The 14,197-nt window shown below is 48.6% G+C and carries 11 protein-coding genes; all 11 read right to left on the bottom strand.

The features are described 5' to 3' along the window. Positions 1-17: 17 nt before the first annotated feature. Positions 18-1,007: a tRNA epoxyqueuosine(34) reductase QueG gene (queG, locus tag HMPREF6485_RS07155; protein WP_004345672.1), complete on the bottom strand. Its 990-nt coding sequence runs from the start codon at positions 1,005-1,007 to the stop codon at positions 18-20. Then, positions 985-1,596, bottom strand: a complete 612-nt coding sequence (locus HMPREF6485_RS07160; RefSeq protein WP_004345673.1) for a polysaccharide deacetylase family protein — start codon at positions 1,594-1,596, stop codon at positions 985-987. Before HMPREF6485_RS07160 ends, queG begins: the two co-directional genes overlap by 23 nt. A 21-nt stretch (positions 1,597-1,617) precedes the next feature. Then, positions 1,618-4,944, bottom strand: coding sequence for a glycosyltransferase family 117 protein (locus HMPREF6485_RS07165; protein ID WP_004345674.1), 3,327 nt, complete (start codon positions 4,942-4,944; stop codon positions 1,618-1,620). A gap of 176 nt (positions 4,945-5,120) precedes the next feature. Further along, a complete protein-coding gene (locus tag HMPREF6485_RS07170; protein WP_004345677.1) occupies positions 5,121-5,822 on the bottom strand; it encodes a metal ABC transporter ATP-binding protein in 702 nt (233 codons plus the stop codon). 24 nt (positions 5,823-5,846) lie between these two features. Continuing rightward, entirely contained in the window at positions 5,847-6,680 is an 834-nt protein-coding gene (locus HMPREF6485_RS07175) for a metal ABC transporter solute-binding protein, Zn/Mn family (protein ID WP_004345678.1), read from the bottom strand. Between the two features lie 11 nt (positions 6,681-6,691). After that, positions 6,692-7,144 carry a YqaA family protein gene (locus HMPREF6485_RS07180; RefSeq protein WP_004340405.1) on the bottom strand — a complete coding sequence of 151 codons (453 nt, stop codon included), beginning with the start codon at positions 7,142-7,144 and terminating at the stop codon, positions 6,692-6,694. Next, entirely contained in the window at positions 7,132-8,079 is a 948-nt protein-coding gene (locus tag HMPREF6485_RS07185) for a hypothetical protein (protein WP_004345679.1), read from the bottom strand. Before HMPREF6485_RS07185 ends, HMPREF6485_RS07180 begins: the two co-directional genes overlap by 13 nt. Positions 8,080-8,179: 100 nt before the next feature. After that, entirely contained in the window at positions 8,180-9,448 is a 1,269-nt protein-coding gene (gene purD, locus HMPREF6485_RS07190) for a phosphoribosylamine--glycine ligase (RefSeq protein ID WP_004345680.1), read from the bottom strand. A gap of 37 nt (positions 9,449-9,485) precedes the next feature. Then, on the bottom strand, positions 9,486-11,693 hold the full coding sequence (locus tag HMPREF6485_RS07195; protein WP_044125918.1) for a S9 family peptidase: 2,208 nt from the start codon (positions 11,691-11,693) through the stop codon (positions 9,486-9,488). Beyond that, a complete protein-coding gene (locus tag HMPREF6485_RS07200; protein ID WP_004345683.1) occupies positions 11,683-13,236 on the bottom strand; it encodes a THUMP domain-containing class I SAM-dependent RNA methyltransferase in 1,554 nt (517 codons plus the stop codon). Before HMPREF6485_RS07200 ends, HMPREF6485_RS07195 begins: the two co-directional genes overlap by 11 nt. Further along, positions 13,220-14,161: a serine O-acetyltransferase gene (locus tag HMPREF6485_RS07205; RefSeq protein ID WP_004345684.1), complete on the bottom strand. Its 942-nt coding sequence runs from the start codon at positions 14,159-14,161 to the stop codon at positions 13,220-13,222. Before HMPREF6485_RS07205 ends, HMPREF6485_RS07200 begins: the two co-directional genes overlap by 17 nt. Positions 14,162-14,197 lie beyond the last annotated feature (36 nt).

Below are 14,197 nucleotides of genomic sequence, written 5' to 3' on the forward strand. Positions count from 1 at the left end.
ATTTTGGAGGGGGGCGGTCAAGAACGTTTTTCCTCTTCTTGCAGCTGGTCCTGTACCGTGTGCTCTTGTAGGGTTGCCGCTGTTATGTTTCTTACGAGTCCGGCATATTTGGCCCTCTTTACCGCACTTCCTTTGAAAAGGGAGCGGTATTGTTCTTCAGAAAGATGCTGCCAGTCTTGTCGTGTCATGTTGAGCAGCTCTTGTTTGGGCTGAAACTCGGGTATGGTGTTGGGATGTGCATAGCGGTTCCAAGGACAGGCCGACTGGCAGCGGTCACAACCATAGATGGTGTCGCCCATTGATTGTTGGGCCTCGGAAGTAAGCTGCCCACGGTTTTCTATCAGTTGGTAGCTCAGACAACGGTCGGCATGGAATATTTTGCCCAAGGCCTTAGTGGGACATGCGTCGATACAAGCGTGGCAGTTGCCACAGCGATTGGACATGGGGCTGTCGTAGTCGAGTTCTACATCGACAAGTATCTCGCCCAAGAAGAACATGCTTCCCGCTTTAGGAATGATGAGTTGATGGTTGCGCCCGGTCCATCCAAGTCCGGCCCGTTCAGCCCAATAGCGTTCGAGAATAGGACCGGAGTCAACGAAAATACGGCATTTATGGGCATTCTCATCTTCGTTGTGCAGTGCGTCTTTCCATCCGAGGTGGGCTGCCAGTTGCCGAAGGCGGTCTTTCACAACATCATGGTAGTCTTTCCCTAATGCATAGGCCGCCAGCTGGTATTCTCCTTCTGCAGGTCGTGCAGCGGGTGTATAGTTCATGGCCACGCTGATGATGCTGCGTGCCCCCTCCATGAGCAGGCGCGGATCAAGCCGCTTGTCAAGGTAGTTGGTCATGTAGCCCATGTCAGCGTTCCCCCCCTCAGTGAGCCAATGGCTGAACGAGGCAGCCACGCCGGCATCGACCGGTTCGGCTTTGGCTATGCCACAAGCAAAAAAGCCGAGACGTAGGGCCTCAGCTTTGATGTCATTGCTATTTAAAGATTTTGAACTCATATCCTTGTTCTTTCAGCCATTCTAAAGCCTTGGGCAGTGCATAGTGGAGTTTGTCAATGCTCTTCAGTGAATCGTGAAAGGTGATGATACTGCCGTTGCGGGCGTAGCGTTTCACATTGTTGAGCACATCTTGGGCTGTCATCCACTTGGAATAGTCGCGGGTGACGAGATCCCACATGATGATTTGATACTTGTGCGCCATCCACCAATAGACACTCGGCCGCATCCATCCGTGGGGGGGGCGGAAGAGATGAGAATGGATAAGTTCGTTGGCTTTCTCGGTGTTGAAGTGATAGGTGAGTGCCCAGTGGCGCAGCGACCCGATGTGGTTGAAGGTGTGGTTACCCACCTGATGACCTTCGGCCACAATACGATTGTACAAGTCGTGGTGCTTGAGCACATTTTCACCCACCATGAAGAAAGTTGCTTTGATGTCGAACTCGCGGAGTGTGTCGAGAATGAAGGGAGTGGACTCGGGGATGGGGCCGTCATCGAATGTCAGATAGACTGCATGTTCATCCTTCCCCATCCTCCAAGTCGCCTTGGGGTAAAGCCAACGCAACCATTTTGCCGGTTGTTCGATAATCATGGTTTTCTCCCTTTTGTGGTCTTATTCCGGCGACTGTCCGCCAAGGCTGCGATAGCGCGTAAAGAGCGTGTTGAGCATTTTGGTCTGCTGTACAGCCATGTTGTGGTCTACCATTTCCGAGACTTCTATCAGATGCTGTATGATCCAGAAGTGGGTCATGCACTCATTCTGTGATTGGAGGAAGCGGTCGGTATTCAAGCTAAGATACCACTGCAGGTATTGCACAGAACCGGTAAACAGCTGCTGCAACATGGCTTTGGCCTTATCCTTCTGGCCGATAAGCGCATAAGCACGTGCCATGTCGAGACTACCTCCCATGTAGTTGAGCGGAACATTGTAGGATGGAATCTCTTTTTCTGCCTTTGTCAGCACCTTGAGGGCCTTGTCGTTCTTGTGCTCTGCGATGAGTTGGAGAGCCAGTTGAGCCATCAGACGACGATGGGTGTAACACATGCGCATGGTGGTCTCATCGATATACAGGCCCGGTGTGCTTAGACCACCAAACTTGAAACGTGTCATGACATTGTGGTAGGTCTTCTCGGTGTCGAAGTTTTTGGCACCGGGCACATTGGTACGGAAAGGAGTGATGCGGTTGGCCAGACCTTCCTGAACGAAGTTGTCACCAAGATTCATATAGTTTTCTTGTCCTACGGTGAGAGCCACGTAGATAGGACGAGTCCAATTACACTGGGCAAGCATTTCGAGCATCATCAAATCGTTCTTATAGAGTGCATTCTTGCCGGCCAGAGAAATGGTCATGCGGTCGGGGATGCTGTCGGAGGCCATGAGCATGCCACTCTTCCTGACAGCTTCCTTGTCGATAGTAAGATAGACCGTATCGGTGGGTATCACGTGACGGTCTTTATCTTTGGAGCGCACCCAATACTTGAGGATGTTCTTCAGTTCGAAAGGATCTTCGCCAAATTGTTGCTTGGCTGCCTCCGGATATTCCTGATAGAACTTCTTGATTTCATTTTTCAGCCCGGGTTGCACTTCCACATACTCGTTGGTGCCCGAACAGAAGTCGAGGCGTGGCCACTTGATAGGTACCGACGGAGAATTGTAGGCAGGACGCTTCATCTGGTCAATATACCAATCGGTCTGTAAGTAGCTTAGGTTGCACACACGGGCATCTGTACCCACGCCTTCTACCTCTTGGTTATACCAAAGTGGGAAAGTGTCGTTGTCGCCGTTGGTGAAGATTATCGGATTTGACTTTTCTTGAAGCGACATGAGATAGTTCTGGCCGAAATCACGGCAGGTGTAACGCCCCGAACGGTCGTGGTCGTCCCACGTTTGGCTAGCCATTTGTATGGGAACGATTAAGGCCAGCAGAGCTACAATGCCTGAGAGGGCTGTGTCGTTGAACCGTATGCGTTTCTTGAGTAAATCGATGATGGCGGCCACACCAAGGCCGCACCAAATGGCGTAGGCGTAGAACGAACCGGCGTAGGCGTAGTCGCGCTCGCGTGGCTGCATGGGTGTCTGGTTGAGGTAGATGACGATGGCAAGTCCTGTCATGAAGAACAGGAAGAACACCACCCAGAACTGCTGAATGCCGCGTTTGCCCCGGTAGGCCTGCCAGAAGAGACCGATCAGACCAAGCAGCAAAGGCAAGCAGTAGAACACATTATGTCCTTTGTTTTCTTTTAAATCGTCAGGAAGTTTACTCTGGTCCCCCAACCGCATATTGTCAAAGAAAGGTATTCCGGTAATCCAGTTGCCGTGTTCCAGTTCGCCGTTACCTTGCAGGTCGTTCTGTCGGCCGGCGAAATTCCACATGAAGTAGCGCCAATACATGAAATTGCATTGGTAGGAAAGGAAGAAACGGATATTTTCCAGTTGGGATGGCACCTTCACCATGATATTTTCGCCACATCGGTCGTAGGGAACTTCCGTGCCGTCAACACCACCCATCCACGACTCGTAAGCCTGTGCATGTGCTTGGTCATACATGCGGGGGAAGAGCATGTTTTGTGCATATTGCAATTTATTCTTGTGGCTTACAATGAAGTAGGAGTCCTTTTCGTCTTTGTTTGCTTTCTCCTTACGCTGGTAGATGGGAGCACCATCCTTATAATGGGGACGGCAGATGTTACCGTCGACATCAAATTTCACTTGCGAGGTGTAGGCTTGTCCGTAGAAAAGCGGACGGTCACCATATTGATCACGGCTCAGGTAGTTGCCAAGTGTGAAGATGTCCTCGGGTGAGTTTTGGTCCATCGGCGGATTGGCCGAGGAGCGGATGACGATGAGGGCGTAACTTGAGTATCCAATCATCAGCATGAGCATACAGAGCAGGGCCGTATTCTTCACACGCGCACTGATGAGGGGGATGAGGCTTTTCTCCTTTTTCTGACGGTAGTTGAGTACAAACCAGAGAATCACCACAATCACGAGACCGGTGAGGGCAGCTCCCCAACCATAACCGTAGAAAGGGATGCCAAGCATGGACACGGCCAGAATGAATGCCAAATTGCCGCGCTTGAAGTTTTTGTCAGTATAAGTTTCGTAGATGGCCCAGATAACTGTTGCCACGAGGAGGAAGATATAGACGATCTCACCTGTGTTGAACGGCATGCCGAGAGTGTTGACAAAGAAAAGTTCGAACCACCCACCTACGGTGATAATGCCTGGAACAACACCGTAGAGCACGGCCGCTACCACCACAAAAGAGATAAACAGCGCCATGAGCGAGCCTTTAAGGTTGGCATCGGGCACCCGTCGGTAATAATAGACCAATACGATGGCCGGGATGCAAAGCAGATTGAGTAGGTGTACGCCAATGGACAGACCGGTCATATACATGATGAGCACCAGCCAACGGTCGGCATGGGGCTCGTCGGCATGGTCTTCCCATTTGAGAATCAACCAGAATACGACAGCTGTAAAAGCTGAAGAGAAGGCATACACCTCACCTTCCACGGCTGAAAACCAGAAGGTGTCGGAGAAAGTATAAATGAGTGCGCCAACGAGTCCGGAAGCCTCGATGGCAATCAACTTACCGGTAGTGAGTTCGCTCCAGTCTTTAAGTATCAGCTTGCGTGTGAGGTGGGTAATGGTCCAAAAGAGGAACAGAATGCACGTCGCACTGAGCAGCGCACTCATGGTGTTGACCATGCGGGCTACTTCTGAAGCGTTGGAAGCAAAGTGTGAAAACAAGTTGGCTACAAGCATAAAGAATGGTGCTCCCGGTGGGTGCCCGATTTCGAGTTTGTAACCTGTTACGATAAATTCAGGACAGTCCCAAAAGCTGGCTGTCGGTTCAATCGTAGAACAATAAACAAAGGCGGCTATTAGAAATGTCAACCAGCCCAGTGCATTGTCTATCAACTTGTACTGTTTCATTTATGATAAAATAACTGTTGTTTCAGGATGCTTGTTTCAAGATGACCGAACTAAAGAAGAGTGTTACGCCCTTCATAGTGTCGGTCAAAGTGCTACTTAATCTTTGCAAAGGTAAGAAAAAGATTATAAATGGTGGCTCGTACAGGGTGTTTTTTCATATATTATAACTTTCGGCATCACATCTCGAGGAAATGTCTTTCGAGCTGTGCCATAGGAATATTGGTGTGGTCGTGGTAGTGAAGCGAATGGTTGACACAGGCCACATGTTTTACATTGTTAAGTATTTCTGCTATGTCGTGGCTGACAATGATGATGGCACAGTCTTGGTTTACCTTGTTCAGCATTTCATACATCTGAGCCTGAAACCGCTTGTCGATGTAGGTGTTGGGTTCGTCCAACACGACGACATCGGGATGGGCAACGATGGCCCTGGCCAACAGAACACGCTGCAACTGGCCGCCGCTGAGAGAACCGATGTGACGGTGCTTGAAATCTTCCAATTCCATTTGTCGGAGTGTCTCTTCCACTTGTGCGTGCTGTTGTGAAGTGAAAGGGTGGAACAAACGTTTCTGTCTGCTCAAACCGGAAAGTACCACTTCGTAGACAGAGATGGGAAACTTTTTGTCGATTTCGTTGTATTGAGGAAGATAACCGATGGAAAGCTCTTTCACTCGCTGACCTTTTCTGAAGAACTCCACTGTACCACTACTTGGCTGTTTGAGGCCGAGGATGATCTTGATGAGTGTGGTCTTGCCACCGCCGTTGGGGCCGATGATGCCCATATAGTCGTGGTCGCATACTTCCAGACATATATCGTTGAGCACTTGTTTGCCGTCGTATTCGGCATAGATATGGTTGAGTCGGATGATGGTGTCCATGTCGGTGGAATTGGGGTTGGGAGATTACTGCAAAGCTTCAGCGATGTTCATCATCTCCTTGGGCCAGTTATAGGCCAGTGGATTGATGTTTACTAAACGGGCATTGACTGCTTTGGCGATTGTGTGGGCGTTACGTTCATCAAACTCTTTTTGAATGAAGATGATACCGACATTGTTGCGTTTGAGATTGTCTATGAGTATTTGCAACTGTCGTGCACCGGGTTCACGTCCTTCTTCTTCAATGGGGAATTGGCGTAATCCGTAGTCACGTGCGAAATAAGTGAGGATGGGGTGATAGATGCAGAAAGCTGAAGGTCTGCTTTCTAATCTTCGTTTGATGTCTCTGTTGAGTGTCTTAATTTTTCCCAACAGTATTTTTTCATTTTGTCTGAGCAAAGCACTGTCTTGCGGTTGTAGGCTGATGAGAAACCGGGTCATGTTCTTGACAAGTATCTCTGCATTTGCACAGCTCATCCAAGTATGGGGATCGTCTGTGTCGGGGGAAGATTGAACCGGTTTTATCTGATAGGCGTCATCAGAAGCTTTAATGACTTTCATGTCGGGAATGTTAGCCTTGATTTTTTTCATCCAAGTACGTTCAAAACCAATATCTCCTACCATAATATATCCTTTGGCTTGTGAGAGGTCTACCATCTGCCGGGGAGTGGGTTCGTATGTTTCGGGATTGCTCCCGTTGGGTACCATCGTGCGTACCTCAAAGCAGTCTCCTCCTATTTGTTTTGCAAAGTAGCGGAGCGGTTCGATAGTGACAAATAAAATCTCTTTGTTGGTAGCCGATTGGTTCCTGCATCCTCCAAATGCCAGAACAACGAGCAATAAAAGTATGTATTTCTTCATCTTTTCTATGATTATATAATCAGACTGACACCGTACACCAACACCACATAGCGTAGCAATTTACCAATGCTGATGCTGAGAATGGATATTGGTAGATTGGCTCTTGTGAGACCGAGCACAATCGTTATTGCACTTCCTAAGACGGGAAGAAAGGCAAAGAATCCCATCCAAGCGCCATGCCCCTTCATAAATCGTTGGGCCTTGTCAAGACTCTCGTGCTTGACATGCAGATATTTTTCTATCCAATCGAGACGCCCCATACGCCCGATGCTGTAGTTGAACATGCCACCTAACACATTGCCTATGGTGGCATAAATCACCAGTTGTAGTGGAACGAGTCCGGCCGACTGCAATCCAACAATGACTGCCTCACTGCTAAAGGGAAAGAAACTGCCGGCAAGGAATGCCGAGACCAGCATTCCCCAATATCCCCAATGGATGAGAAAACCTATCAGAATATCCATAGTTGGTTGGTGATAAGCAGATTGATGACGGTCATGATCAGTGTGCCTATAATGATGAGTAAGAAGGCGATATTGGTTATTTTGGTGTGGGTGAGAGCAATAAAATGCGCAATCAGAGGAGAAGTGTTGATGATAAGGATGCCCAATAACTTGTCGAAACGCCGGGGCTGTAAAGCCATAAATACCAATGTCGTCCAAAAGATAGCTATGAATATCTCATAGATCATACGAGTGCGGATCTTGTCTTTATAGCTGCTATGCCAGAAATGTCCCATGCCGGTGAACCCGAGTATTCCCACCAAGGCGAGCGACATCACGTGTTCCGGTTTCAAACATGAGTAATCGAGGATAGGAGAAAAAGTTGTCAATTCGACTAAATGTGCCATCAATGTATCTGTTTCTCCCGAATAGGCCAAATATCCGCCTACAAACCAATAGGGAACCAGCAATCCCAAAATGGAGGCGAACAATGTGCGAGGGCTAAAACTTAAGATTCGGAAAGCCATCAACAGCCATAAAACAGGTATATAAAAAAGCAACTGGACAAAGAATATGGAACCGATACCAAGGCACAGAAAAGCGTAAAACACCCAGCCTGATGCCGTCTTGTCTTGATAGGCATGGAAAAAAAAGAGATAGAAAGCTACAAAACTGAGTATGGTTGCCAATGTTTCCGAAGAAGAAAACAGAAAATTGGCCATGTTGAGCAAAACGAGAAATGAGCAGGAAACCATGCGGCTGTAAATGCGCATGAGGGAGTTTTGGTTGTTTAGTTCTACCATCAAGTAGCCGGCGATAACAGTACAGCCAAACGTAACCCACTGCTGATGGGAGAACAATCCTCCTACCAGCCATACCAAAATGGTATAGACGGTCACTGCGGGGAGAGCAAACTTGCTTTCAGCTATCCTATTCTGTAATCTCTTTATCCTCAATGGTTGTACCTTTGTCTTCTGCTGCTTGTGTTATGTGTTCCGAAAATAGGGGAGCGTGTGTACCCGTCAAGTTGCAGGCGCACACGCTGATGATTACTTTTTAGAGATCCCGGCCAATGTCAGAACGGAAATATTTGTCTGTAAATTGTATCTTCCGGGCCTCTTCGAAACTCTTCTTCAATGCTTCCTCTTTGTTGCTGCCATAGCTGCTTACGGCTATTACACGCCCGCCATTGGTGACGATCCGACCATTTTTCTCTGCCGTACCACTATGGAAAACAATGCTTTCTTTTATCTGATCGATGCCGGAAATGGGGTAGCCTTTCTTGTAAGCTTCCGGATAACCGCCACTGACCAACATCACGCAGACTGCGGCACGCTCGTCAAATTCTATGGTCCGCTTGTCAAGGTCTCCTTTCGCCACACCTTCAAAAAGGTCTACAATGTCGCTTTTCAACCGTAACATCACACTTTCGGTTTCCGGGTCTCCCATCCGGCAGTTGTATTCAATAACCATCGGCTCACCATCCACATTGATTAAGCCAAAGAAGATGAAACCTTTGTAGTCGATATGCTCCTCTCCCAATCCTTCGACCGTTGGACGGATGATGCGGTCTTCCACTTTCAGCATCCACTCTTTTGTGGCGAACGGAACCGGGGTCACACTCCCCATGCCTCCCGTGTTGAGACCTGTGTCGTGTTCCCCAATGCGCTTGTAGTCTTTAGCCTCTGGAAGAATCTTATAGTGCTTGCCATCAGTCAGTATGAATACAGAACATTCGATTCCGTTTAAAAACTCTTCGATGACGACTTGTGCTGAAGCATTGCCAAACATTCCACCGAGCATCTCTTTCAATTCTTTCTTGGCTTCTTCGAGTGTAGGCAAGATGAGAACTCCCTTTCCGGCACAAAGTCCATCTGCTTTCAATACATAAGGAGGCTGGAGAGTCTCCAAAAACTTGAGTCCTTTTTCAAGTGTTGTTCCGTCAAAAGTCTGATATTTGGCTGTAGGAATATGGTGACGCAGCATGAAACTTTTGGCAAAATCCTTGCTCCCTTCGAGTACTGCACCGGTTTTCGACGGTCCGATAACAGGGATATGAGCCGTTCTCCCATCGTTTTTGAAATCGTCGTAGATGCCTTTTACCAAAGGGTCTTCAGGGCCTACGACCACCATGTCGACTTGTTTTTCAAGGGCAAAGGATTTCAAGGCTTCGAAATCATCGGCTTGGATGGGTACATTGTGACCGCAGTTGGCCGTTCCCGCATTGCCGGGAGCAATGAAGAGTTCATCTACTTTTGGGCTTTGCGCGATTTTCCATGCCAAGGCATGTTCACGGCCACCTCCTCCTAACAGTAATATTCTCATTTTAACTTTGTAGTTTGAAGTTTCTGGGATTATATGGTTATTTTTGCTTTGCAGGCATGTAGTCAAAGAAATATTGGCTGATGCGTTCGTGCAGATGAGTGCTCTGATGTCCGCGCATGTTGTGGGGTTCACCGGGATAAATGAAGAAATCCGGTTGTGTGCCGTCAAGAATGCATTGATGGATGAACGACTTGGCGTGCTGGGGCACTACGACCGGATCGTTCTCTCCGATGATTATTTGCAACTTGCCTTTCAAGTTTTTGGCTTGTTTGATGAGGCTAGTCTTGGCATATCCCTCGGGATTGGTCTGCGGAGTGTCCATGTAGCGTTCTCCATACATCACTTCATACCATTTCCAGTCGATGACGGGGCCACCCGCCACGCCAACCTTGAAAATTTCGGGATAATTGGTCATCAGCGAGATGGTCATAAAGCCTCCGAAGCTCCAACCGTGTACCCCGATTTTGTCAGCATCGACATACGGGAGGCCCTTCAGAAACTCGACACCCTTCATCTGGTCCTGCATTTCTATCTGGCCCAACTGCCGGAAAGTGGCTTGCTCAAAGGCTTTACCTCGATTCTCGCTTCCACGATTGTCAAGGATGAAAAGAAGATAGCCGTTCTGTGCCATGTAGGTCTCCCAACCACGGCTGCAATAGTTCCAGCGGGCATCCACGTTGTGAGCATGTGGCCCCCCATACACGTAGATGATTGTCGGATATTTCTTTTGCGGATCGAAATTGATTGGCTTCACCATGCGGTAGTATAAATCAGTGATTCCGTCAGCAGCTTTTATAGAGCCGCAAGAGAACGTCGGAGTCCTGTATCCTTTCCATGGATTGGGCGCTTCGAAATAACGGGTGTGTTTGACATTCTCCACTTTGATGATGTCTATGCACCTGGGGACATCCGGTTCAGAGTAGTTGTCGACAATATATTGTCCGCTTTTGCTGAGGTTGGCCGTGTGCCAGCCCTTGCCATTATCCAGTAAGGCTCGCTTTCCGGTTTGCACATCCACCCTCCAAGTGTTCTTTTGGATGGGACTGCATTCGTTGCTTTGGTAGATGACTGCTTTGTGTTTGGCATCGAAGCCAACGAGATCTAATACAACCCATTTGCCCGAAGTAAGTTGTCGAATCTTCTCACCTTTTATATTATATAGATACAGGTGGTTGTATCCGTCTCTTTGACTTTGCATGACAAACCGGCTTTTGTCCCATGGCAAAAACACAATCGGATGTAGCGGTTCCACATATTTGGCGTCCGTCTCACGGTAGATTTCTGTAATCTTATCCCCCGTCTCCGCATTGTAGCTTACCAATCGGCAGTCGTTTTGGTCTCGGTTGAGCTCGAACATGTAAATCGTTTTCGAGTCGGGATTCCATGAGATGTTGGTAAAATAGCGGTCGGTCGGGTCACCTGATTTAAGGTAGACTGTCTTTTTATTCTTTAAATCGTAGACTCCCACTGTGACCTTGTGTGAAGTTTCCCCTGCCATAGGATATCTGATAGGCTCCGGAGTGGCAATTCTCGATTGTCCTTCGGTCGGTACCCAGTCGTTTTCCGGCATTGTGACAAGGGGAAACGTGCTCACCATGCTTTGATCCATACGATAGAATGCCAATTTCTGTCCGTCAGGACTCCAGAACAATCCGCCGTTGATGCCGAATTCATCACGGTGTACACTTTGTCCATACACGATGTCGCTACTGCCGTCGGTGGTTAGCTGGACGACTTCCTTACCATCCTTGACATACAGCTGATTATCTTTTACATAGGCTGTGGTTTGGCTTGCAGGGTTCCACTCCGCCACCATGTTGGTGCCGATGTCCTGTAACCATACGATTTTCTTCTTTTTGAAATCGAAGAGTGCCCGTTGTTTTCCGTTGCCAAGTAATGCGTATGGTTTGTCTGCGTATGGAAATTGGGTATAATAAAAGCTATGGAGGGAGAATGTCGGTACGCACGCATCACTCTCTTTTTTGATATCAGATAGGGTGAAGAGCTGTTTCTCTTTGCCTGTGTTCTTGTCAATCAGTTTGCAGTCTTCTGCATCCAAACGTATGAGTTGGTCGCCCCACCATTCCAAATAGCGGTTTTTGACCACCATGTTGTGGTAGTTGTTACCACCGAAATTGAGGTCTTCCAACGTGAAAGACTTCAACTCTTGTGCCTGTGCAGGACCAACCATTGTGCAAATAGCCAAAATGATGCCTCCTAGAAAATTCAGTTTTTTAATCTTCATCATCGAATCTTCTGTTTTTCTTTCCCAAGCCTCCGCGTTTGTCCGATCGGTCAAACCTTTTGCTTCCACGTTCAAATCGCTTTCCGCCTCGTTCGTCACGTTTGCTTCTGTCGAATCTTCCAAAGCCGCGTTCTTCTCTGTCTCCACGTCCGAATCTCTTTCCTCCGCGCTCATTTCTTCCGGTTCTGCGCTCGTCACCGTCATTTCTGCCAGTGCGTTCTTTGCGGAATCCCAAGTCTCCGATGTCGTGTTTATGGAAAGAGAAAGAACGGATGTCCCCTTCTTCGTTGGCCTCCTGCTCATCAAGACGTTTTTTAAATTCACGCTCTTTCTTGAACCGATGTTTCTGGGCCATCTCTCGTTTCTCCGCATCAGTCTTGACAATGCCGCCATCGGCTCTGAATTCTTTCATTCTGCCGTCGAAAAGAGCATATTTCCGAAATTCACATTCCAAGCTTCCATTGAAAACCGGGATTTTGATGGATGGTTTGAGACCAATCTGTTCAAAACATTCTTCGCGATAGCTGAGAATCCATGCATCGTTACCCGCAAAAGTATGTTTGAGCCGTTCGCCTATCATCTTGTAGGTGGCAAGCAGGTTGGGGGTTGATATACGTTCGCCATACGGTGGGTTAGTCACCATGATGCTTTTCTCCGTCGGTGTCTGGAAGTCCTTAAAGTCAGCTTGCTCTATAGTCACCTCCTTGCTCAGGCCGGCAGCCTTGACATTGATACGGGCCGTGTTGACAGCCTTCATGTCGATGTCGTATCCATAGATATGATGAGTGAATTCTTTCTCTTTCGAGTCGTCGTTGTAGATGGTATCAAACAATTCTTGGTCGAAGTCTGCCCACTTTTCAAAAGCAAACTCCTTGCGGAACACACCCGGTGAGATGTTGCGGGCTATGAGGGCCGCCTCTATGGCAATGGTTCCCGAACCGCACATAGGGTCAATGAAGTCGGTGTCGCCTTTCCATCCGGTCATCAGAATCATGCCGGCCGCAAGCACCTCGTTGAGTGGTGCTTCCACCGACTCTTGGCGGTAGCCGCGGCGGTGCAGGCTTTCACCGCTGGAGTCGAGCGACAGCGTAGCGTCATCTTCGGCAATGTGGATATTCAGGCGAATGTCCGGATTGCTCACCGAGATGTTGGGGCGTGTGCCTGTCTTTTCGCGAAACCAGTCTACGATGGCATCTTTCACTTTGTAGGTGACAAAGCGGGAGTTGCGGAACTCTTCAGAATAGACCACCGAGTCCACCGAGAAGGTCTTTTTGTTGTCAAGGTAGTTGCTCCATTCTATCTTTTGTATCTCGTCGTAAACTTCTTCTGCCGAACGGGCCTTGAAAGTGTGAATGGGTTTGAGTATGCGGATGGCAGTGTGTAACTGGAAGTTAGCACGATACATCATTTCCTTGTCGCCGGTGAATGACACCATGCGCCGTCCGGTTTCCACGTTGTTAGCACCCAGTTGGATGAGCTCTTGTGCCAGCACGGGTTCCAGTCCCATGAAGGTTTTGGCAATGAGCTTAAATTCCTGTTCCATTATTGAATTCAAAATCTAATTTATCTACTTTTTCTTGTTTATACTTCTTGGTGTTTGGCTTCATGTCCCGTGTGACCCACACGTTTGCTCCGATCACGCATCCCTTGCCTATTGTGATGCGTCCGAGCACAGTGGCATTGGCGTAAATCACCACATCGTCTTCGATGATCGGGTGTCGAGCTATGCCTTTGATGGGGTTGCCGTCTTTGTCGAGGGGGAAACTTTTGGCCCCCAGCGTCACTCCCTGATAGAGTTTCACGTTGTTGCCTATGATGCAGGTGGCTCCGATCACCACTCCCGTTCCGTGGTCAATGGTGAAATGGCTGCCTATCTGTGCATCGGGATGGATGTCGATGCCGGTCTCCGAATGGGCTAATTCCGTCATGAGCCGCGGTATGAGCGGCACTCCCAATATCGACAGCTCGTGGGCGACGCGATAGTTGGCCAAGGCTTTAATGACCGGATAGCAGGCGATGATCTCACCGATGCTCTTGGCTGCGGGGTCACCCTCGAAGGCTGCTTCCACGTCGGTAGCCAGTATTTTGCGTAGTTTTGGGAATGTGTTGATGGCTTGGGCCGCCATGATGCTTGCTCTCGCACGGGCCATGGACAGCTCTTGTGTGGTCTCTTCCTCACACTCGTTGGTAAAGCACAGGCCTGCCAGAATCTGCTCACTCAACCGGGCGTAGAGCTTCTCCAGCCTCACGCCTATGTGATATTTGATGGTGCTGATGTTGACCGATGAGTTTCCGAAATATCCGGGGAAAAGGATGGAACGCGACAAGTCGATGATTTCTTCGAGCGCCTTGCCCGAAGGGAGGGGATTCCCGTCACGGTGTTGATGGAAAAGGCCTTTAAGTGACTGAAGGCAAGAGAGTTCTTCAACCGTTTCCGTCAACTGATGAGTCAATGTGGTCTTACTCATTTTATTGTCTCAATAAATTCCGGTGCAAAGATACTT

This window comes from Segatella buccae ATCC 33574 (genome assembly GCF_000184945.1).
GTDB lineage: Bacteria > Bacteroidota > Bacteroidia > Bacteroidales > Bacteroidaceae > Prevotella > Prevotella buccae.

Bases quoted from the DNA above. Each gene is read 5' to 3' on its own strand.
- queG (WP_004345672.1), bottom strand. From the start codon at position 1,007: ATGAGTTCAAAATCTTTAAATAGCAATGACATCAAAGCTGAGGCCCTA.
- HMPREF6485_RS07160 (WP_004345673.1), bottom strand. From the start codon at position 1,596: ATGATTATCGAACAACCGGCAAAATGGTTGCGTTGGCTTTACCCCAAG.
- HMPREF6485_RS07165 (WP_004345674.1), bottom strand. From the start codon at position 4,944: ATGAAACAGTACAAGTTGATAGACAATGCACTGGGCTGGTTGACATTT.
- HMPREF6485_RS07170 (WP_004345677.1), bottom strand. From the start codon at position 5,822: ATGGACACCATCATCCGACTCAACCATATCTATGCCGAATACGACGGC.
- HMPREF6485_RS07175 (WP_004345678.1), bottom strand. From the start codon at position 6,680: ATGAAGAAATACATACTTTTATTGCTCGTTGTTCTGGCATTTGGAGGA.
- HMPREF6485_RS07180 (WP_004340405.1), bottom strand. From the start codon at position 7,144: ATGGATATTCTGATAGGTTTTCTCATCCATTGGGGATATTGGGGAATG.
- purD (WP_004345680.1), bottom strand. From the start codon at position 9,448: ATGAGAATATTACTGTTAGGAGGAGGTGGCCGTGAACATGCCTTGGCA.
- HMPREF6485_RS07195 (WP_044125918.1), bottom strand. From the start codon at position 11,693: ATGAAGATTAAAAAACTGAATTTTCTAGGAGGCATCATTTTGGCTATT.
- HMPREF6485_RS07200 (WP_004345683.1), bottom strand. From the start codon at position 13,236: ATGGAACAGGAATTTAAGCTCATTGCCAAAACCTTCATGGGACTGGAA.
- HMPREF6485_RS07205 (WP_004345684.1), bottom strand. From the start codon at position 14,161: ATGAGTAAGACCACATTGACTCATCAGTTGACGGAAACGGTTGAAGAA.